At 41.1% G+C, this 21,665-nt stretch carries 14 protein-coding genes and 2 pseudogenes; 10 read left to right on the plus strand and 6 right to left on the minus strand.

Translation table 11 applies throughout. From position 1 onward, the window contains the following. The first annotated feature begins 302 nt into the window (after positions 1–302). Entirely contained in the window at positions 303–752 is a 450-nt protein-coding gene (locus AB4114_RS33875) for a GNAT family N-acetyltransferase (protein ID WP_441992367.1), read from the plus strand. A gap of 409 nt (positions 753–1,161) precedes the next feature. Here AB4114_RS33875 and AB4114_RS33880 read toward each other — a convergent pair whose 3' ends face one another. The 3 genes and pseudogenes from AB4114_RS33880 to AB4114_RS33890 all read right to left on the minus strand — a co-directional run. Continuing rightward, positions 1,162–1,458 carry a spore coat protein gene (locus AB4114_RS33880; RefSeq protein WP_441992368.1) on the minus strand — a complete coding sequence of 99 codons (297 nt, stop codon included), beginning with the start codon at positions 1,456–1,458 and terminating at the stop codon, positions 1,162–1,164. A 10-nt stretch (positions 1,459–1,468) separates the two neighbouring features. After that, complete coding sequence (locus AB4114_RS33885) at positions 1,469–1,639, minus strand: hypothetical protein (RefSeq protein ID WP_441992369.1); 171 nt, start codon at positions 1,637–1,639, stop codon at positions 1,469–1,471. Positions 1,640–1,670: 31 nt separating this feature from the next. After that, positions 1,671–1,841 (minus strand): annotated as a pseudogene (locus tag AB4114_RS33890) (glutathione-dependent formaldehyde dehydrogenase); the annotation flags it as partial. Between the two features lie 333 nt (positions 1,842–2,174). Here AB4114_RS33890 and AB4114_RS33895 point away from each other — a divergent pair. Beyond that, a pseudogene (locus tag AB4114_RS33895) lies at positions 2,175–3,045 on the plus strand (L-dopachrome tautomerase-related protein). An 840-nt stretch (positions 3,046–3,885) separates the two neighbouring features. Here AB4114_RS33895 and AB4114_RS33900 read toward each other — a convergent pair. The 3 genes from AB4114_RS33900 to AB4114_RS33910 are packed head-to-tail and all read right to left on the minus strand — an operon-like array spanning position 3,886 to position 8,308. Continuing rightward, positions 3,886–4,866 (minus strand): sugar ABC transporter substrate-binding protein, encoded by a 981-nt coding sequence (locus tag AB4114_RS33900; RefSeq protein ID WP_441992370.1) that lies wholly within the window; start codon positions 4,864–4,866, stop codon positions 3,886–3,888. Then, positions 4,853–6,499 (minus strand): response regulator transcription factor, encoded by a 1,647-nt coding sequence (locus AB4114_RS33905; protein ID WP_441992371.1) that lies wholly within the window; start codon positions 6,497–6,499, stop codon positions 4,853–4,855. Before AB4114_RS33905 ends, AB4114_RS33900 begins: the two co-directional genes overlap by 14 nt. 6 nt (positions 6,500–6,505) lie before the next feature. Further along, a complete protein-coding gene (locus AB4114_RS33910) occupies positions 6,506–8,308 on the minus strand; it encodes a cache domain-containing sensor histidine kinase (RefSeq protein ID WP_441992372.1) in 1,803 nt (600 codons plus the stop codon). 255 nt (positions 8,309–8,563) lie between these two features. Here AB4114_RS33910 and AB4114_RS33915 point away from each other — a divergent pair, with 255 nt between their 5' ends. The 8 genes from AB4114_RS33915 to AB4114_RS33950 all read left to right on the plus strand — a co-directional run bounded on the left by AB4114_RS33915 (position 8,564) and on the right by AB4114_RS33950 (position 21,657). Continuing rightward, a complete protein-coding gene (locus tag AB4114_RS33915; RefSeq protein WP_441992373.1) occupies positions 8,564–9,598 on the plus strand; it encodes an ABC transporter substrate-binding protein in 1,035 nt (344 codons plus the stop codon). A gap of 97 nt (positions 9,599–9,695) precedes the next feature. Beyond that, positions 9,696–11,207, plus strand: a complete 1,512-nt coding sequence (locus AB4114_RS33920) for a sugar ABC transporter ATP-binding protein (RefSeq protein ID WP_441992374.1) — start codon at positions 9,696–9,698, stop codon at positions 11,205–11,207. Between the two features lie 5 nt (positions 11,208–11,212). Then, positions 11,213–12,238, plus strand: a complete 1,026-nt coding sequence (locus AB4114_RS33925; protein ID WP_056619128.1) for an ABC transporter permease — start codon at positions 11,213–11,215, stop codon at positions 12,236–12,238. Continuing rightward, entirely contained in the window at positions 12,231–13,193 is a 963-nt protein-coding gene (yjfF, locus tag AB4114_RS33930) for a galactofuranose ABC transporter, permease protein YjfF (protein ID WP_441992375.1), read from the plus strand. Before AB4114_RS33925 ends, yjfF begins: the two co-directional genes overlap by 8 nt. 76 nt (positions 13,194–13,269) lie before the next feature. Beyond that, entirely contained in the window at positions 13,270–15,333 is a 2,064-nt protein-coding gene (locus AB4114_RS33935; protein WP_441992376.1) for a methyl-accepting chemotaxis protein, read from the plus strand. Positions 15,334–15,356: 23 nt separating this feature from the next. Further along, positions 15,357–16,403, plus strand: a complete 1,047-nt coding sequence (locus tag AB4114_RS33940) for an ABC transporter substrate-binding protein (protein WP_441992377.1) — start codon at positions 15,357–15,359, stop codon at positions 16,401–16,403. Between the two features lie 527 nt (positions 16,404–16,930). Next, positions 16,931–17,923 (plus strand): S-layer homology domain-containing protein, encoded by a 993-nt coding sequence (locus AB4114_RS33945; protein WP_441992378.1) that lies wholly within the window; start codon positions 16,931–16,933, stop codon positions 17,921–17,923. Positions 17,924–17,967: 44 nt separating this feature from the next. Further along, complete coding sequence (locus AB4114_RS33950; protein ID WP_441992379.1) at positions 17,968–21,657, plus strand: carbohydrate-binding protein; 3,690 nt, start codon at positions 17,968–17,970, stop codon at positions 21,655–21,657. Positions 21,658–21,665: the final 8 nt, after the last annotated feature.

The raw sequence follows: 21,665 nt of genomic DNA on the forward strand, positions 1-21,665 counted from the left end.
GACGGAGATTATTTCAAAGTCGACGGAGATTATTTCAAAGTCTTACCTATTCCAATCTTATGATTTAGTAAATTCAGTTAGAGGGAACGCGGAGTACTGGGAAACTCGTACGCTCCGTGTGGGACAGGGGAAAAGCTGGAGATAACATCAAATGCTTACCTATTGTTACCCTATATTCAATTAACTACAAGATGAGGCTACCGCGAAGGTAGCCTCATTAAGCTATTGTACAGGATACTTCCCAAAGTTGTTGAATTAATATTGGGGRCATTGGAAATGACTTCTTGGGGGAGATGGTTTAATTGAAAGAATTTATTATAACAAAAGTGAATCATCTAGATACCCAAAAGCTTAATCTGTTGGTTGATGAAAGTACGAGCGAAGGATTTCGCCACCTCAAACGATTGGTAACCGATTATGAAGATGGAACCAATAAATTCGATTTGGACGGGGAAGCACTCTTTCTAGCCATAAAAAACGGTGATATTGTAGGAGTTTGCGGACTGAATCAAGCCCCAAATTCAGAAAACATAGAAATTGGTCGTGTTCGTCGAATGTATGTCTCACCAAGTGTACGCCGATTTGGGATAGGGCGGATGCTAATGGATTCAGTTATTACAGAAGCTAGAAATAATTATCAAATGCTTGTATTAAAGACTGATAATCCTGTTGCTGATTTGTTTTATCGCTCTATTGGGTTTTCAGTAAAAGATGATTCTGAAAATGACACTCATTTACTTCAGTTGGAGTGAAGCTAACGGGACATTTCTCAATATATACTTACAAAAGGCTGCCGATTTATTCGGTAGCCTTTGCTCAATTAACGGGCTGAATAGTTCAATTAATTCTACAGAATGTCGCGGGGATTGAGATTTTTAAAATCACAAATCAGACGTTATCTGTGGCAACATAAGAATACCTATTGAGCAGGTTAGTGGAGATCCAGTGAGTGCGTGGCGATGACAATCAGAAGCAAGACAAACGAAGGAACGCTTGTTCAAGTGTGTTTGTGACGAAGGCGCAATAAGCGCGGAGCCGCCATATTCTATTGTTGGATTCTTGACACAGGGAACATTTTATATTCTCTAAAGTCTCCGGCTAAAATTAAAAACGCGCCTGAACCATGGTGGTTTCGCTCGTTTTGTTGGGACGAATACGGTGTCAGGACGGAATGTTCATAGCGGTCTGAATGTTTTTCAGATCGAGCTGTATTTGCTCTGGAATATGGTAGGGATGGTATAGGCCCCGCTGCATCATGTAGATTGATATCTTTTCATGGGAGTCTATGGCTTCGTCAAGCTGTTTCATCAAAATTTGCTTGATTTCGGGGGTGGCACATTCKGTCACGGCCATGGCGTAGTTTCTGACTCCGCTCTTGGCGTTCATCAAAAAATCCATAGCGATCACGTCATCGGTCAGCGTATGAAGCCCTGTCATGTGTTCTAATATTGTGTTCATGTTTTATCTCCTATAGGGTCATTTTAGACAGCACTCCACCGAGCTCCTGAAGCTGCTGCTGGGATACTTGCACGTCTTGCTGCAAAATTTGCATGGTTTTGGATTTGGTCAGGCAAATCGTCTTGAACGTAGCCATTTCATGAACCTCCAGCATCTCATGCAAAGCGTAATTGGAATTCATTCGGATTGTCCTCCCATGTATCTATCCATATTCAAGGCTTTAAGACGACTTTGATGCAATCGTCGGTTTTCGTATCGAACACTTCATAGCCGCGCTTAGCCTCGCTGAGTGGAATGACATGCGTAACAATGTCACCAGGGTCCACTTTGCCCGATGTAACCAACTCGTACATATACGGCATGTAGTGAATGACTGGAGCCTGTGTCACTGTCAGAAGGCTTCGGCTTGTGCCGAAGCTTTTTGTTGTGCGACGGGCAGTCGAAATTTGAGTAGGGCACGTTCGGTTCGATAAGAGGGAACCATGAGAGTGGTTCCACCACTTTATTTTTGAGATGTCTCGGACATTTTCAAAAAACTTAATCGAATTCGGATATTATTAAGCAGTGGAGCCCAATGCGTCATGATGCCAGCCAGTTGGAAGCTGGCGACGACTTCAACATCCGCTTTTAGAAAAAGAATCATTAAGAGCCAGGCATTAGAAATAGTTTTAAACATATATAGGTAATATCGTTTCAAATATGTTGGGGAGGATATCATACAACCTATGTTACCTATGGAAGAATATTTCGGTCAGTTAGAACTCGTTTATTCATTTTATGGGGCTATGCCTACAGGCGTTAGTGTGTCAGAAACCGGGCGTATCTTCATTGCTTTCCGAAATGGGGAGATGACGTTAGATTTACGGTAGCGGAAATTGTTGAGGGTCATTTGCAGCCTTATCCAAATTTAGAAACGAATACGATAAACCCTTCGAATATCACCATGTCCTTCATCAGTGTCCAAAGTGTAATTGCAGATGGAAGGGGAACCCTGTGGGTACTGGATACGGCAGCACCAAATTTTTCTGAGCCTATTAAAGGAGGGGCAAAATTAGTCGCTGTAGATTTAAATACAAATACAATAAGAAAAGTATATACGTTTGCAGAAGATGTAGTCTTGCCGACAACATATCTGAATGATGTTCGATTTGATTTTCGCATTGGTAAATCAGGTTATGCCTATATAACGGATTCTTCTTCCAAAGGTCCAGGCGCTATTATAGTCGTAAATTTAGAAAATGGAAATGCGTTTAGACGGTTAAATGGAGCAAGTTCAACTTCACCCGATCCGTATTTTTTACCGAAAGTGGAAGGGGAAATTTTGATGAATCGAAACACAGAACGCTGGAGACTATGAAAACGATAGTATTCGAAAGATATTGCCCGAATGGAATTATGGAAACCATCGCACATCATCCGAGAATTTTATGGCCAGATACTTTTTCTATAGGTCCAGATCAATACTTATATGTTATTGTGAATCAACTACATCGGCAGGCAAGATTTCATTATGGAAAAGACCTACGACAAAAACCTTATAGTTTACTTCGTATAAAAATTAATGAATTACCTGCTCCTACCAGCTAGTTTTATGTTTATTGATGGATATTCTGGAATTGGCAAGTCACTCTTTGCAAAGCAGATCTGTGAAGATATCAATAGAATAACTAGTGTTTGTTAGCAGTACTAACTAACTTGTCTAGTAGTGGCAGCGAAAAAGAGTGAAAGATGGATCTTAATCCACTACGAAAAACTACATTTGAATTGGAAACTCAGCTATTATTAACAATATCTTGATACTTGATTCTAGTAATCGATGACTCGCAAAATCTATTAATATCAAATAGAATGATGCTGAAGCATCTTTCACTATTGTCTCGGGTTGTGGATCAGACCAAAATAAAAGTTATGTACATGGGGACTTTATCTTTACAATATAGAATCTCTAAATATAGCAAACATTAGTAGAAGCGTCATTCATTATAGTCTAGTTGCTTAAATAATTATATAATCAAAAAAAAGGAACACGAATCCAAATTGGGATACCGTGTTCCTTTTTTGTTTTAAGAAAAAATGCACATGAGGCTCATCAACAGGATTCATTTTCGTTATGCAATATAATGCATATATAAACAAAATTGTATCTGCGGATAGTCTCACTAATTATGGAAATTACCGCTCGTTAGGACTTTGAGAACGAACAGATTCTCATTAATTATGAAAACGAAGCTTGATAAATCAACGTTTTTGACCTCAATATTCTCAATAAATATGACACCACACATATATTATTATTATTATTAATCATCTTATCTGAATGACATTTCGTAAAATCTCTCAAAAGGATTATTTGTTGATCCATAGCAAAAACAGCCTATTGAATCATCAAAAAGCTGTTTTTGCACTTATATTGTTGTATGTTAGCTTTCAATAGTTATTAGCCATTTCCTCTTGTTTAATCTCTTCAAAACCAGTGTCAATCCATCCAGTCGGAGTAGCATGTTTAGCCGCGGCGAGGAGTTGTTCAATTATTATATTGCCCCATAAATGCTCATTCTCAGAAATCACAGCGTTGATTTGACCATTTAATAAAGCTTCTTTAACTTCAGGTGTCATACCGAATGTCATCGCATAACGCTTCAGTCCTTGAGATTTCCATACAAGAATTGTATTGGAACTGGAGACAATATCCAAAGGAACTAGAGCGTCAAAATGTGGATGCTCATTAATCATGGATTCCAGATCTAAAATTGCTTTCTCATTATCGCCGTTATGATATTTCTTTTCGAGAACCTGAATTTCCGTGTATTGTCTTAAATATTGTTCTAATCCCTGAAGTCGTTGGCGTATTTGAGGAGAGCCCGACATACTTCCCTCGATCATAATCATTCCTCTGCCCTTAAGATACCGATCTATCATTTGACCCATGAGCGTACCTTCTTTAAGCGGATCACTTCCGATAAAGGAGTAACGCTTACTGCCAGGCACATCCGATTCGAAGCAGATAACGGGAATACCCGCTTGTACGGCTTTATTAATTAATGGCTCGAGTGCAACGGGATCTATGGGGTCAATGGCAATTCCACTAACCTTCTGTGTAATCAGAGTTTCCATCATCCGCATTTGCTGCTCTAAGTTAATTTCATCAGGTGCTTTGACAATTAATTGAATAGGATGAGGCTTACTCGCTATCTCTATGGAATCGGTAATCATTTCATAGAAAGGATGGGTCATGGGATATATGATTCCAAAAGTGAGCGTATCGGCATGCTTCGTGTTAGACATCGTCGAGCCAGGCGAGCTTGAAGTTGAATAAGAAACTTCGGGAGCGGAAGGGGTGGAATCCTTACATCCCGTTAACACCAGCACCATCATCGTTCCAAGTGTTAGCCATTTAGTCATCCTCATGAAGAGAATCTCCCTTCGTGCTATCGAGAGCTTCACCAGCAGTCMCATTCTTTCTAAATTCTTTGGGGGTCATGCCAGTTAAGCGTTTGAATAAATTTGAAAAATAATGGGGGTCATTATAGCCTACCAAAAAGGCGATCTCATATGACTTCGCTGACGTGCTTTTGAGCAGATCCATTGCTTTGCGAATGCGTACCTGGGTTAAAAACTCAATGAAGGTTTGCCCGGTTTCCTGGCTAAATACGCGACTCAAGTAATTAGGACTCAGATTGACATAATCGGCAGCGTCTTGTAAGGAGAAGTTATCCCTCTCAAAATTCAATTGCATATAATCTTTGACTTTCGTAATCATATCACTATATTTATCGTAAATACGAGAACGCCAGTTCCAGAACTGTTCAATTAAATTGACTAAATAAGCACAGGTTTCTTCCCAACTCCGTATATTACCAATCAGTTGTTGGAATTGATGAAGTGATTTCTCTGGTTCAGCAAGGTGTCGATACATATCTTTATTGGAACGGAAGGCTTCGATCGTCACGTCATTTAAGATGTAAAAGCCGATAGAAGAGGATTGCCAATTAATATTGACTAATGCGGCAGCATATTCAGCAACAAAGGTTTCTAATTTATTATGCGACCCAATTTTTAAAAAATCCATAAAGGCACCACGGTCCAAAAAGAGAATGGGATCTAAGGTTTCTGCCTTCATCTCACTTAGCAAATTTCGATTTTGACGAGATAGCCTCCGCCAGTGGGCATCTTCCATCGCGTCTAAGAAGGACAGATGTACATTTTGAAGACGATCTTGCACACTACCAATACCTAGTGAGATGGGCAGAGAGTGAGCTTCTTCTGAGATCTCTTTCTGCAAATCCAGAAATAGTTGTAATTCATATTTTAAATGCTCTAAGGTATCGCCTTTAATAATCCATACGCTTTCAGAGCGGCTTCGCTGAAACATCAAATGCTTATTGTTCTCCTTCAATTGGTTACACTTATCCAAAAGTAAGCGTTCCTTTTCATAATTGACATTCATCTCTTCAAGTTTATACACATCACTTTCACGTAAATCTAGCACAGTAACGACATAATAATGCGCAATAATATTTAATTGAATGGAAGCACTATGATGCATCAGTTCTAAAGTGGTCATGAATCCACTGCATAGATCATTCAATAGCTTGTCTTGTGAAATTGAACTATTTTCATTTTCCTTATCTTTTAGTAGTTGAAGTTGTGATGCGATTTGCCGTTCCTTGTCAATTTCATGACTGACTTTGTGGAGAACCTTCAATAGCTCATCAGGACTAATTGGTTTTAGGCAGTATTCTTGCACACCAATTTGCATAGCTGTTCTTGCATATTCAAACTCGGCATGGCCGCTAAGAATAATAATCTTCATATCCGGAAACTGCTTGCTCATAATGCTGCTTAATTCCAGACCGTTCATGAAAGGCATAAGAATATCCGTAATTAAGATATCTGGTTGAACTCTTTCAATAATAGGTAGGGCAACCTCGCCATCTGATGCATCGCCACAATATATAAATCCTTCCTTCTCCCAATCGATACAATCACGAATAATCTCTCTAATTAATATCTCATCGTCAACTAACAATATTTTTTTCACGAAACATCATCCCCAATCACACGGTATTCGAATGCTAACAATCGTTCCTTCACCTTCTATGCTGTCTACCTGTACGCCATAAGCTTCTCCATAATATAAGCGAATTCGTTTATGAACATTGTGCAATCCGAATCCTCCGGACACTTCATTTCCAGTTTCCTTTGGCGTATGAGGTTCCATTAAATCCTTCCGCAGCTGCTGAAGTCGATCTTCCGTAATGCCTTTACCGTTATCCTCGACCACAATAAGGAAGTTATCTTCATCCTCAATCTTCGCCGTAATTCGTATCAGCCCTTTGCCACGCTTGTTTTTAAGCCCATGATAAAGGGCATTTTCAACAATGGGTTGTAAGGTCATTTTAAGGATAAGTAACGAATGCAAGCTTGAATCGATGACAATTTCATAATCCAAAATATCCCGATACCGCATCTGTTGGATGGTTAAATAACTCTGAAGATGTTCAATTTCTTTTTCAAAGGTTATCCAATCCTTCCCTTTACTTAAGCTAATTCGAAACAGTTTGGATAAAGCCATAACCATTTGGACGACCTGATCCTTTTTCTCTGATTGCGCCAACCAAAGTATGGAGTCCAATGTGTTGTACAAGAAATGAGGGTTAATTTGAGCCTGTAGGGCTCTAAGCTCCGATTTCTTGATTTCTTGCTGCTCTTTAATGCTTTGGTCTAGCAACATGCGAATTTTCCCAATCATAGTATTGAAGCTATTCCCCAAATCAGAGATTTCATCTGTACCTGTAAGAACGACTTTAGCTTCAAGAAAGCCGGATGCGGCGAGTTGCATTTTGTTTTTGAGTATGCGAACAGGTCGAGTCAAGCGAGTAGACACAAAGAAATGCAAGGTTATCGCAAAAATGATGCTAAGCATAACGCTTATGATAATGAGCTGACGAATGGAATTGGCTTCCTCCACAATTTCTTGCAATGGTACCACCCCAACGATATTCCAACCCGTGGACGTGGAGGGAGAAGTTACAATAAATTCTGGTTTACCTTCCGAAGAATCCACATAGTCTTTGTTTTTGTTTTCAATTATAGAAGCAATATTTTTGTTTTCTAACCACTTTGTATGGTTTGCGGCTTTTGATGGTAAGAAAATGGCATTGCCCTTGTTGTCTGCGACATAGAAAAAGCCGCTTTTCCCTATAATGACGTTATCACTAAACTTTTTAACGATGTTGTCATCGACATCAATGATTATGAATCCAATGACTTCGTGGGTAACTCGCTGTTTTACTGTAGAAACAATCGAAATAATATTGTGATTCTTGTATTGAAATCCGTCTAGAGGATCTATGGAAGATGGGTCATCAGGTGGGATATTCAAAATAGCTTCTGGATGTTGAATCAGATAGTCAAAATGCGGATTTCGTAATGCGTTTTTATTAAGTTGAAAGACACCTTTTCTCTCGCTGATCCCTCGGCCATATAAATTAATCATCGTAATGTTCAGCACGCCATCATATTGATACGTCTGTCTATAGGAAGACATCGTTTGTAAAATCTCTCGTGCATCTAAATTTGAATCTGTTTGTGAAAAGAGGAAATGTAAAACATTGGGGTTTTTCTCGAGTTCCAAGAGTTTCTTAGTATCTGTAAATACATTATCAATGTCAGTCGCCAATTGGGTTGCAAGCATCATCGTTGCCGCTTTGCTGTTATTGAACACGGTATTGTACGATTTATGATAGGAAATGAGACCAACAACAATTAGTGGAAGACATGTGAGTATAACAAACATCGTTAAAAGTTTAGCACGAAGGCTAGAAGTAATTTTTCGATATATATCCATCGTACAAATACCTTTCACTAGATCTGAAGTGTCGAAAGCATATTGTAAATTATGAATCAATCAATTTGAAAACGCAATCATTAAACAAAAAACTACACTTTTTGAATAAAAAAGTAGTGTTTTTAATTTGGAAGCGCAAAAAGTGAATAATAATTTACAAGAAGAGTCTACGAAACTCCGTATACCCTTGCACGATTCGTATCCTATAATTTAGTCACACCGAAGCAAACAGGTGAAATAAGGGAGGAAATATAAATGAAAAGATCTCTAAGCGTAGTATTAGTAGCTTCAGCAATGATGATGTTCACAGCAGCGTGTGGTAATTCAGGGGACAGCAAGACAGCAAGCAGCACAACTGCAGCAGCGGCGGTAAGCCCAAGCACAGCAGCAGTAGCTACGGCTAAAGCGGACAAGAAAATCACTATGGGCTTTGCTCAAGTAGGTGCTGAAAGCGGATGGCGATCAGCGAATACGAAATCCGTTCAAGATTCTGCGAAAGAAGCAGGCATTGAATTGAAATTCTCCGATGCACAGCAAAAACAAGAAAATCAAATTAAATCCATTCGTACATATATCCAACAAAAGGTTGATGTTATCGCGTTCTCTCCGGTTGTTGAATCCGGTTGGGACACTGTATTGAAAGAAGCCAAAGATGCTGGCATTCCAGTTATCTTAACGGATAGAGCTGTAGATTCGAAGGATACTTCCCTCTACAAAACATTCATTGGTTCGGATTTCGTGGAAGAAGGCCGCAGCGCAGGGAAATGGGTAGTTGACAAATATAAAGAAGCGAAAGAAACAGTTAATATCGTAGAACTTCAAGGAACTACTGGTTCTGCTCCTGCGAATGATCGTAAAGCTGGATTTGGCGAAATTATTAAATCAAATCCAAACCTTAAAATCATTGCTTCTCAAACAGGTGATTTTACACGTGCAAAAGGTAAAGAGGTTATGCAAGCATTCTTGAAAGCCAATAAGAACATTAATGTTCTCTATGCACATAACGATGATATGGCACTAGGAGCTATTCAAGCAATTGAAGAAGCAGGACTTAAGCCAGGTAAAGATATCATCATTATCTCTGTTGATGGTGTGAAAGACGGCTTCGTAGCGGCAAGCGAAGGGAAAATTAACTTCATCGTAGAATGTAACCCACTCCTTGGTGGACAATTAATGCAAGCGGCTAAAGATGTACTTAGTGGTAAAGAACTGCCGAAACGTATTGTTACCAAAGAAGGCGTATTTACTTCAGAAGATGCGAAACGTGAATTACCGAATCGTCAGTACTAAGAGATTGTCTACGACCTAGTTATTATAAATGAAAAGGGCGGAGCTGCTCCATCTTGCTAGTATGGGGGGGCTCTCGTTCATATTGGAGAGGAGTGGCATGATGAAACAGGGTGGTCCGGTATTGCAGATGACCGGAATTCATAAGCAGTTTCCGGGTGTTAAGGCGCTAACGAACGTTAATTTCAGAATGTTTCCTGGCGAAGTTCATGCCCTAATGGGTGAAAATGGGGCAGGTAAATCTACATTAATTAAAGTACTTACGGGTGTTCACTCCATTGATCAGGGAATTGTTGAGATGGATAAACAGCCAATTCGTATTCTTAGCCCGCTTGATGCGCAAAACGCAGGTATTAGTACGGTTTATCAGGAGGTTAACCTCTGTTCAAACCTGTCTGTAGCTGAAAATATTTACATTGGGCGTGAACCACGTCGCTTCGGTCGTATTTTATGGAAAAAAATGAATGATGATGCTGCGCAATTATTGAAGAAGAGAATGAATCTTGAAATAGACGTTACACAACCCTTGCATGCGTATTCCGTAGCTGTTCAACAGCTTGTAGCGATTGCCAGAGCCTTAAGTATTTCGGCCAAAGTGTTAATTCTAGATGAACCAACCTCCAGTTTAGATAGAGGTGAGGTTATCCAACTATTTTCTGTCATGACCCGATTAAAAAATGAAGGACTAGCGATTCTATTCGTCACTCATTTCTTGGATCAGGTTTACGACATTTCAGATCGCATAACCATACTCCGCAATGGAGAGTTTATTGGGGAATATTTAGCCAAAGATCTTCCTCGTATAGAGTTGGTTTCTAAAATGATTGGTAAGGACCTTGAGCTGCTAGAAGAGTTGCCCAAAGGTGATGCAGCTAATCAATTTAGTCATGAAGTATTCATTCAAGCAACCGATTTTGGGAAGAAAGGTTCCATTGAACCTGTTGATCTAACGATTCATAAAGGAGAAATTGTTGGTTTAGCAGGCTTGTTGGGTTCAGGTAGAACGGAACTAGCTAGATTATTCTTTGCAGCAGACAGAGCTGATTCTGGTGGAATGACAGTTGCAGGTTCAAGTGAGGCGATTCATTCGCCAAGACAGGCAATTGATCAAGGCATCGCCTTCTGCTCTGAGAACCGTAAATTAGAAGGGATTATTGATGATTTGACCGTTCGAGAGAACATCATATTAGCCCTTCAAGCGTCTCAAGGTTGGTTTAAAACGATCTCAAGAAAACGACAGGATGAAATGGCAGATGAATACATTCGAGCATTAAACATTAATCCACCTAATCCCGAACATTTGATAAAAAATTTAAGCGGCGGTAATCAACAGAAAGTATTGCTTGCTCGTTGGTTGCTCACGGATCCAAGTTTGTTGATTTTAGATGAACCTACACGAGGGATTGATATTGGAGCTAAAGCTGAAATTCAGAAATTAGTATTGTCTTTAGCGCAAAAAGGGATGTCAGTTCTGTTTATTTCATCCGAACTTGAGGAAGTATTACGCGTCAGTCATAAAATCGTCGTGTTGCGAGATCGTCACAAGGTGAAAGAAATGGTTGGCGATGAAATCAGCCAGAAAAATGTCATGAAGGCAATTGCGGGAGGTTAATAGACATGGTGAAGCATCATTTGTTTTGGCCACTAATTTTTTTAGGGGCATTATTAGTTTTTAACTTTATTTACTCTCCTGATTTCTTTGCGATCAAAATGCGGGACGGACACCTATACGGCAGTCTAATTGATATCTTAAACTTTGGCTCTCCACTAATGATTGTATCCATTGGTATGACACTCGTCATTGCGGCTACGAAAGGGGTCGACCTTTCCGTTGGTTCGGTCGTAGCGATTTCAGGAGCGATAGCGTGCCTGATGATCAGTAATGGAGATGGCAGCTTAGTGAATGTCATCATTTCAGTAGGAACTGCGTTGTTGATATCACTAGTTCTAGGTGTATGGAATGGTTTCCTAGTTGCCAATATTGGTATGCAGCCGATTATCGCGACGCTAATCTTGATGGTTTCTGGACGCGGTGTATCGCAATTAATAACAAGTGGTCAAATTATTACGATTTCGAACCCCCACTATAAATTCATTGGTGCAGGATCCTTGTTGACACTTCCTTTTTCAATTTTCATCGTAGCTATCGTATTCCTTATTGCTTATCTCTTAACAAGAAAGACAGCACTCGGTTTATTTATTGAATCTGTTGGTTGTAAGCCAACAGCAAGTAATCTTGCCGGAGTGAAATCGAAGACGGTTATGTTCTTCGTATATATGTTTTGTAGCTTATGCGCAGCAATTGCAGGACTAATTCTAAGCTCGAATGTCTCAAGCGCAGATGGCAATAATGCTGGATTATGGTATGAACTCGATGCGATCCTAGCTGTCGTTATTGGTGGAACCGCACTAACGGGTGGACGCTTTTACTTAGCTGGTACATTAGTTGGAGCGTTAATCATTCAAACATTGACGACGACGATCTATATGATTGGTGTACCACCAGAAATAACGCTAGTTGTCAAAGCTTTCGTAGTTCTAATTGTCTGTTTAATTCAATCGGAATCTTTCCGCAAATCGATTGCCTTCCGTTGGAAAACGCGCCATTATCCGGCTGAGAGGGAGGTCAAACAGCATGCTTAAGAAACAGCATATTCCTATTCTAGTGACCATGGGATTATTTGTACTCATGTTCGCTATCGGTTCTTTCCGTTATACAGGATTCTTTTCCTTACAAGTATTGATGAATTTGCTCATTGATAATGCCTTCTTATTAATTACAGCAGTTGGAATGACATTTGTCATTGTATCTGGAGGTATTGATTTATCGGTTGGTTCCGTCATTGCCTTAACGACGATGATCTCAGCAAGTTTAGTCCAAGCAGGATGGCCGCCTGGCATCGTCATACCGATGGTTTTGTTAATTGGGGCTCTATTCKGGTGGGGGATGGGGGCCATCATTCATTACTTCAAGATTGAACCCTTCATCGTTACTTTATCGGGGATGTTCCTTGCTAGAGGATTGTGTTACATCATTAGTATTAATACCATTACTATCGATAATGGCTTCTATACAAGTGTAGCTCAAACAAAGATCAGCCTACCTGGTGGTAACTTTGTCTCAATCAGTGTCATCATTGCTTTATTGGTTGTGTTTCTTGGCTTCTACATTGCTCATTACACGCGTTTTGGTAGAAATACGTATGCACTAGGTGGAAGTGAGCAATCTTCCATATTGATGGGATTACCGGTTGGACGTACTAAAATGTTAATTTACGCTTTTAGCGGATTCTGCTCAGCACTTGCAGGTGTGGTCTTCACCTTCTACATGCTGTCAGGTTATGGTTTGCACGCGATGGGTATGGAATTGGATGCGATCGCTGCGGTTGTCATCGGGGGCACACTTCTCACAGGAGGAGTTGGATACATTGTAGGAACTTTCTTTGGTGTCATGATTCAAGGTGTTATTCAAACAATTATTAGCTTCGAAGGAACATTAAGTTCTTGGTGGACGAAGATTGTTATCGGTATTCTATTATTTATGTTTATTATCTTGCAACGTTTATTAAGTCAACGACGCTGGGCACAACGAAGGTAAAAGTTGAGGGAAGGGCATTAATTGACATGTTTTGTCGAGTAATGCCCTTTTTTATATGTAAATTGGGGGAACTTACATGACAAATATGATGAACATCGTGCGGATGCTATTTCAACGGCCAAGTAGGTCGATTGGTACTAAACTCTTCCTCATCTTTTTTTGCTCCTTAGGTGTCTCCGTCATAGGTATGGGGGTATTTTCTTCCCGTATTGCTGAAAACGCAATCATTGACCAAATGAAAAAAAGCTCGCAGGATTTAGTTACAACTGCGGGGGAGAAATTAGACATGAAGCAGCAGTTTTACATAGATTTATCGAATCAACTCATTAGTGATAGCGTACTTACTAAAAATTTATTTCAAATTTCTAACGCTGGTATTGGAAAAGCTGAACTGGAACGAAGAAATTCCGAAATGAGGGATGTATTCGACCAGTTAGCATTATCGGATCAGAGCATTCGAGATATCACACTGATTCCCATTCATACGTCACTTGAAATGATAAGTACGCAACGAGAAGGGTTGAGTCCAAATCTAAGAAAGGCTGGTTGGATTCAAACTATTCTTAATGCGAGTGGTAAACCCGTCTGGATGCCTATTGAAGAAAAAGGGTACTTAGGAGATTCACCCAAACCACTCTTTGCTTACGGGAGATTGCTAGGAAAAAATAATGTAGGCTCTGAGGATTTCATCCTAATCGTTCAAATAGAAGCTACTGTTTTGCAAACGATGGTCAATGCTTTTAAGCTTAGTGATGGCGCGGAAACGCTTATCACAACCCAATCTGGGAGGGTGATTTTGAGCAATAACATGGTATCGAACACTCACGATATTTCTATACCTGCGAATTCAACAATTTCAGGAAGCTTTATAGCTAAAAATGTGAGAGGGGATAATAATTTGCTTGCTTATCGCCAATCAACCATTAGTAATTGGTCATTCATCGCGATTGCACCGTTGGCTGAGTTAACGAAGTCTGTTAGTAAAATTCAGAAAATGACCTATATATTTATAGGTTTAAACATTCTGATTGCTTTGATGATTGGTTTATGGATTGTATTCATGGTTGGCAAACCACTTTCCCATATTGTGAAGTTAATGAGGTTAGCTGCCGATGGCAATTTAACCGGTAGACTGTCTGTTCAGAATCGGAAAGATGAGATTGGACAGGTAGAATTCGCATACGAGCAGATGATGGAGAATATTGGAGCTCTTATCTTGAGATCTAGAGAAAGTGTGATTGAAGTCACTGAATTTAGTAAGCGTATGAGCAGTGCAGCCGAAATCACCGTTATCTCTGCAAGAGAAATACACGCAGCGACAGATCAAATAGCTGGTGGTGCGATTGACTTGGCTTCGAATGCCGAGCAAAGTGCGGTGCGTATGGAACAAATGAGTACTTCTTTAACTGATGTGTTTTCACTTCAACGTATAATGGCTCATTCCGCTCAAGAGGTAGAAGAGGTTTGTAGAACGGGTGGAAACTCAGTACATGATCTCTTGCGTAAATCTKGGGATACTGAAGCTAGTTTTCGAGTTGTAGCAGGCAAAGTTAACAGTCTCCAGGAATCTGCAAGTGCTGTTCGTGCGATACTGAAAATCTTGAAAGAGATCACGAAATCAACCAAGATATTGTCACTTAATGCTTCGATTGAAGCAACCAGGGCTGGAGCCGAAGGAGCTAGTTTTAAAGTCATTGCGAATGAGATACGCCAACTGGCGGAACGATCCAATGCCTCCATTGGTCAAGTGGGACAATATACAGATATTATTTTACAAGAGGTGGAATGCACAGTAGGGGCTATGTCTGATGCACTGCCTTTCTTTCAAGATATGAATGTGGAAGTATTTGAGGTGTTCAACTTATTTACACGAATCCAAGAAGAAATGGAGCAGTTATTAACACGAGCTACGGATGTTACCTTGTCATTGGATAAATTAAACGCTGTACAAACCGTACTCGGTCAGGCTATATTCGAAGTATCTGCTGTATCACAGGAGTCATCAGCTTCAACGGAGCAAGTCGCTTCACTCTGTTCAACGCAGCTAACGATCGGCGAGCAACTGTTAGAACTCTCTACGAGATTGAATCAAATATCAGGGCAATTAGAACGACATATGTCTCATTTCCACACGAAATAATCTTCAAGGGGGACTTGAATAAAATGTACAAGAGTAGACCGAAGAGTATGTTGTTAGCGCTTACCAAACTGATTGTGTCGCTAAGCATTCTAATGTGCTTCTTTGGTTGTGAGCAAGCTCAAGTAGATGAAACAACTAGAAAGGTTGGACAAGAAAGCCAAGAGAAGTCTGTAACAACGCCTATAATTAAAGAGCCAGTCTTAGGATTCTCACAGTTAGGATCTGAAAGTGAATGGCGGCTTGCCAATACGTCATCTATTAAAAATTCTGCAGCCGAATCTGATGTCGAACTCAACTTTCAAAACGCAGAGCAATCGCAAGAAAAGCAAATAGAGGCTATCCGAGGGTTTGTCAAAGAGAAAGTGGATGTCATCGCCATTGCTCCTGTTGTAGAAACKKGATGGGAGCCTATTCTGAAAGAAGTTAAACAAGCAGGTATTCCAGTCATTATTATTGATCGGCTGGTAGATGTCACTGACCCATCGCTGTATGTGACCTATATTGGTTCTGATTTTTATGAGGAAGGTCGAAAAGCAGGGAAGTACTTATTAGATAAAATTTCTAAATCGATTAAATCAGTAGGGATTGTAGAATTAAAGGGTACAGAGGGATCAACGCCATCCATTGCTCGGGGGAAGGGATTTCGTGACGTCATTTCTTCGCGTGGTGATTTGCAATTCTTGAAGAGTGAGAACGCAGATTTCACAGTTGCTAAAGGCAAAGAAGTGATGAAGAAATTTTTGCAAGAAAAAGGGAGGGAGATTCGTGTGTTATATTCCCATAACGATGATATGACCTTTGGTGCCTTAGAGGCGATAGAAGAATATGGATTAGTTCYGGGCAAAGATATTGTGGTCATCACCGTAGATGGCACGAGGAAAGCACTTGAGAAGATGAATGAGGGTAAAATTAATCTAGTGGTTGAATGTAATCCGTTGCTGGGGCCAAATCTCATTCAAGCTGTGAAAGAAATCGTGAAAGGCAGCACATTGCCGAAACGTATTGTTACCCCTGAAAATGTATTTACACAAGTGACAGCCGAGAAAGAAATAGCATCTCGTAGTTATTAAGGGAATAATTGGAATAAATCCTAAAAATTTAACGTTTGTTATTCTATAGTAAATGTATACTTTTATATGATCCACTTATTGGTTGAATTTATATCGTATATTCGTAGAAATATTCACTTTTCGAATAAGAAATTACATTCTGAAATGATGACGTTCGAGTTATACTCAACTCAGTAATTATCACACCACAGTAATTTTGGTAATTACAAATTTCTAAAAGGAGTGTAATCAAATGGAAGTTAAGATGAAATACGAGAGGAGTCTTAGAATGAGTAAGAAAAAAGGTATGGGGTCTGCTCAATCTTTGATCTAAACGCTATTAAAAGACTTCTCCCCTCGGGGGGAGATGTTCAGCGCAGAGTGCTGGCCAAAGCTGACGATGGTAGTTTTGAATGAGGGGTACTTAGTTTCCCAAAGATTGTAAGATATATCTTACTAATCTTGCGTATGTTTCAACAAAAATTGTTGAATAGGTTATGTATCTTTGGTTCCGGGGATGGGATATTATGCATTCTAAGGAGATGAACATGAGAAAAGGGAAAGTAACTTTCGTATTATATTTAATTGTAGTGATGATAGTTGCTTGCTTCCCCCGAGCAGGATATGCAGAAGGGGATACAGACTTCACGCTGAGCAAAAGTGTTGAAAACGCTTTACTTGATCAAGAGCTGGAAGTTACGGTGAATGGAAACAACTTAAAAGACCTTTATGCATATGAAGTACTGATTACATTCGATCCTGAAATCGTTGAGTTGGTTAAAGGGGAATCGAAGCTGGAGGGTTTTTACATACCTCCAAAGGTAGATAACGGGAAAATGACGATAGCCTTTACAAAGGTTGGGAAGAAGGCCGGAGTGCAAGGGAGAGTAGCCCTGAGTACTATCATCTTCAAAGGGAAGGCCCAGGGAAATGCCAATATTAAGCTGGTATCCGTGAAGGCACTGGATTCGAGTCTTTCAGCAACTGTATACAGTTATGGAACTGCCTTCGTCGATCTCCAAGGCTATGAGTGGGCAAATACGGAGATAGAAGCGCTAGCATCTTCGGGAATCATCAAAGGGACGTCGGCTACTACCTTTAGCCCAGGGGACAATATTACCAGGGCAGACTTCATTAGCTTGCTGGTCAGAGCTTTACATCTTAATGCAGAAGTAGATGGCAATTTCAATGATGTAGAACAGTCCGACTATTATTATCAAGAGGTAGGGGTAGCCAGGAAACTTGGAATTGCTCAGGGAACGAGCGAGAGCCTGTTCGAGCCGAGGCTAAGCATATCCAGACAGGATATGATGGTGGTGGCTGCACGAGCAATGAAGATAGCCGGAAACATACTGGACGAGTCAGTTTCAGACTTAAGCAGCTTTAGTGATTCGAGTGAGGTAGCAGCTTATGCAGCAGGCCCTCTGGCTCAATTGCTCAAGGAAGGAATCATTCAGGGCTACAATGGCATGATCAAGCCAAATGATACGGCGATAAGAGCAGAAGCAGCCGTTATCATACATAGATTATTGAACAAGTAACTAGAATCAATTGAAAAATTAAATGATAATGTGGAGGTTGTTCTATGAAGAAATTGAACAAAATGCTGGGGATGACGATGGCTTTAACTCTTGCATTCACATTAAGCCCAGTTATGGAGAAGCAGGCAGCAGCTTCGACGCTCTCTCCAGCGCTGGCTAAAACACCTGGTAATAACAATCCGCTATTTTCGCAAAAATTTGGTGCGGATCCCTATGCAATGGTATATAACGGCAGAGTTTATGTCTACATGACCAATGATGTATTGGAGTACAATGCTGATGGGACAGTTAAGGATAATGGATACGGTAAGATTAATAAGATTACGGTTGTTTCGTCCGATGATATGGTGAACTGGACAGACCACGGGGAAATCCTAGTAGCAGGGCCGCAAGGTGCGGCCAAATGGGCAAACAACTCCTGGGCACCGGCGGCTGCACATAAAACGATTGATGGCAAGGAGAAGTTCTTCCTATATTTTGCGGATAATGGAAGCGGCATTGGTGTGCTCACAGCGGATAGTCCGATCGGCCCATTTACAGATCCAATTGGAAGACAATTGGTAAGCAGAAGTACTCCTGGGGCTAGTGATGTTACATGGCTTTTTGACCCAGCGGTACTGGTTGACGATGATGGAAGCGGTTACTTGTATTTCGGCGGCGGTATTCCGGCCGGAAAAGATGCTGACCCGGGAACCGCACGTGTTGCAAAGCTTGGTGCGGATATGATCAGTTTGGATTTGAGTGCAAGCGGTGGAACTCTTGGACGCATCAATCCACCGTGGTTGTTTGAGGATTCAGGTATCCACAAATACAACKGGAAGTATTATTACTCCTATTGTACGAACTTCTCTAGCGGGCATCCGTCGGATATCCCTACGGGAGCAATTGGCTATATGGTAAGTGACAACCCAATGGGGCCATTTACCTTTGTCAAAACAATACTGCCTAACCCTGCTACTTTCTTCGGCGTTGGAGGTAACAACCACCATGCGATCTTTGAATTCAACAACCAGTGGTATGTTACCTACCACGCACAAACCGTTGCAAAGGCAATGGCTGAAAGCGGTATGTATCCACAAATGGGTGGGCAACCGCATGGATACCGTAATACAAACATCAATAAGGTAAGTTTTGATGCAAACGGGGTTATCAATCCTATTATTGGCGATTATGCAGGTGTTCCGCAGCTCCAAAATTTGAATCCCTATACAAGGGTTGAGGCCGAAACAATTGGTTGGAATGGCGGAATATCCACTGAAACTACGACACAACCAGGAGGCATGGTAAGCAGTATAAATCTGGCTGTCAGCAGCATAAATGATGGAGACTGGACTGCGGTATCCAAAGTTGATTTTGGAGCTACAGGCGCAGGAACATTCAAAGCTAATGTTGCAAGTGGTTCGGGCGGTGGAAACATTGAACTTCATCTTGACAGTGCTACTGGCCCATTGATCGGGACACTTCCCATTTCCAACACAGGCGGAGACGATGTTTGGAAGACAAAAACAACGAGTGTTTCCGGTGCTACAGGTGTCCATAATGTATATATGGTATACACGGGAGCATCAACAGGTAATCTCTTCAAGGTAGATTCTTGGCAATTCGAGCAAAAGACAGCTGCTCATGATCTAGTTGCAATCAATGCATCCATAGATAAACAAAAGATTGATACTGTTTCCGGAACTAATCAGGCTAACCTAAAGGTTTCTGCCATATACGCCGATGGAACAAGTGTAGATATTAGTGGTCAGGCCCTTGCAACACCGGCACAAGGCGGTATTGTAAGTGTAAACAACGGAGTTGTCACTGGGGTGGGCTATGGCTCCACAAGCATTGACATAAGCTATGGTGGAAAAACAGATACAGTTAATATGCTTGTAAAAGACTTGAACAGCGAACTGACGGTGAAGAAGATTACCATTGACAATGGTTCAGTTACGCTGGATTCTGGCAAAACTGCAACCTTTAAAGTAACAGCAGAATATGTTGACGGACACATGGAAGATGTAACCAAAACAGCAACGTATACCAATCCAAGTCCTGCTATTGCAGAAGTTGCGGGCGGTACTATAACGGCTAAAGCAAGCGGAACAGCAAATGTTACTGTAAGTTTTAAGGGAGCATTAGGCGCTGCTGCAACATCGCAGATTAGTGTACTTGTCAATACGCCTTCTGTTGTGGCCATTGAGGCAGAAACAGCAGCAGAAAACACAGTCAATGCCTATGTATATGGCACTATAAGTGGTCATACCTGGTCTCTTGTTGATGGACTGTCCACGAAAGCTATGTTTTTTGGGCCAGATAATGGCTTCAGTATGTCAGGTACTGACGCAGCCAGCCTCGCTGGCGATTCCAGACTTAATTACAAAGTCAACTTCCCGACTGCAGGAACCTACAATGTTTGGCTGCTTATGAAGGCTCCTGATTTCAATTCGGACTCTCTCCACGTTGGACTAGATAATGCGTATAAATTTAGTGTCAACGGTTTAGCATCTGCTGGTACTGGATTTAAATGGGCTAATTTAAGTTCGTATGGCGGAGCTACATTAAATGTTACCGCTGGCGTACATGAATTGAATTTGTGGGGAAGAGAAGACGGTCTTACCATCGACCGAATCTATTTAACGACAAGCAATGCAACGACAGATCCTGTGTGGCCTCAGCCGCTTGTACCTACAGCTGCAATTTCAGCAGTCAGCAGTGTGCAGCCTGGAAGCAGCTTTACAGTGGCTGTTAGTGCGGACAACGTGACACAAAGTGTTTATGCGCAGGACATCACCATATCTTATGATTCCAATGTATTTGATTATGTGAGTGCGGCAGGTGCCAACAACAACATCCAGATCGTGTCAGAGAACAAAGATACTGTTGGAAAAGTTAGACTCATGACCGCCAACACCGGAGTTGGGATATCTGGAGTCAGTACACCCGTGTTGAATCTAACCTTCAAGGTAAAGGCTGGTGTTCAGAATACCAGCGGAACGATTGCAGCTACACAGGCAAAGTTCGGTGTGGCTCCGGAAGGAACCGTGATTGATGCTGCTCTTGGCAGTAAGAGCATTTCAGTAGGCGCTATTGCAGTGGTTAAGACAGCGTTGACAACAGCTATTTCGGATGCACAGAGCCTTTATGACGGTGCAGTCGTAGGAACAGCGAACGGTCAATACCCACAAGCAGCCAAGGATGCATTCGGTGCAGCCCTCACTGCAGCAAAAGCTGTAAGAGACAACGCAAGTGCGACACAGTCCCAGGTTGACAGTGCCGTTACAGCACTGGGCAGTGCAAGCACAACTTTCAGGGCATCAGTTATTGTAGTGGTAATAGATAAGACGGCTTTGACAACAGCTATTACGGATGCACAGAGCCTGTATGACGGTGCAGTCGTAGGAACAGCGGCTGGTCAATACCCACAAGCAGCCAAGGATGCATTCGGTGTAGCCCTCACTGCAGCAAAAGCTGTAAGAGACAGTGCAAGTGCGACACAGTCCCAGGTTGACAGTAGCGTAACAGCACTGAGCAGTGCAGCAGCTTCCTTCAAGGCAGCCGTAATTAAATCTGCAGACCTCAATAACGATGGAAGCATCGATGTAGGTGACCTTGCAATAGTAGCTTACAATTACGGTAAGGACTCCTATAGCTCAGACTGGACAACTGCCAAGAAAGCTGATATGAACAACGATAATAAGATCGATATTTTTGATCTTGCGTATGTAGCATCCAAGATACTTCAATAAGCGACCCA

Source organism: Paenibacillus sp. 2RAB27 (assembly GCF_052115445.1).
Classification (GTDB): Bacteria; Bacillota; Bacilli; order Paenibacillales; family NBRC-103111; genus Paenibacillus_E.

What these genes read in the sequence shown, in the direction of transcription:
- AB4114_RS33945 (WP_441992378.1), top strand. Translation starts at nt 16,931, where the DNA reads ATGAGAAAAGGGAAAGTAACTTTCGTATTATATTTAATTGTAGTGATG.
- AB4114_RS33910 (WP_441992372.1), bottom strand. Translation starts at nt 8,308, where the DNA reads ATGGATATATATCGAAAAATTACTTCTAGCCTTCGTGCTAAACTTTTA.
- AB4114_RS33925 (WP_056619128.1), top strand. Translation starts at nt 11,213, where the DNA reads ATGGTGAAGCATCATTTGTTTTGGCCACTAATTTTTTTAGGGGCATTA.
- AB4114_RS33885 (WP_441992369.1), bottom strand. Translation starts at nt 1,639, where the DNA reads ATGAATTCCAATTACGCTTTGCATGAGATGCTGGAGGTTCATGAAATG.
- AB4114_RS33920 (WP_441992374.1), top strand. Translation starts at nt 9,696, where the DNA reads ATGATGAAACAGGGTGGTCCGGTATTGCAGATGACCGGAATTCATAAG.
- AB4114_RS33900 (WP_441992370.1), bottom strand. Translation starts at nt 4,866, where the DNA reads ATGAGGATGACTAAATGGCTAACACTTGGAACGATGATGGTGCTGGTG.
- AB4114_RS33915 (WP_441992373.1), top strand. Translation starts at nt 8,564, where the DNA reads ATGAAAAGATCTCTAAGCGTAGTATTAGTAGCTTCAGCAATGATGATG.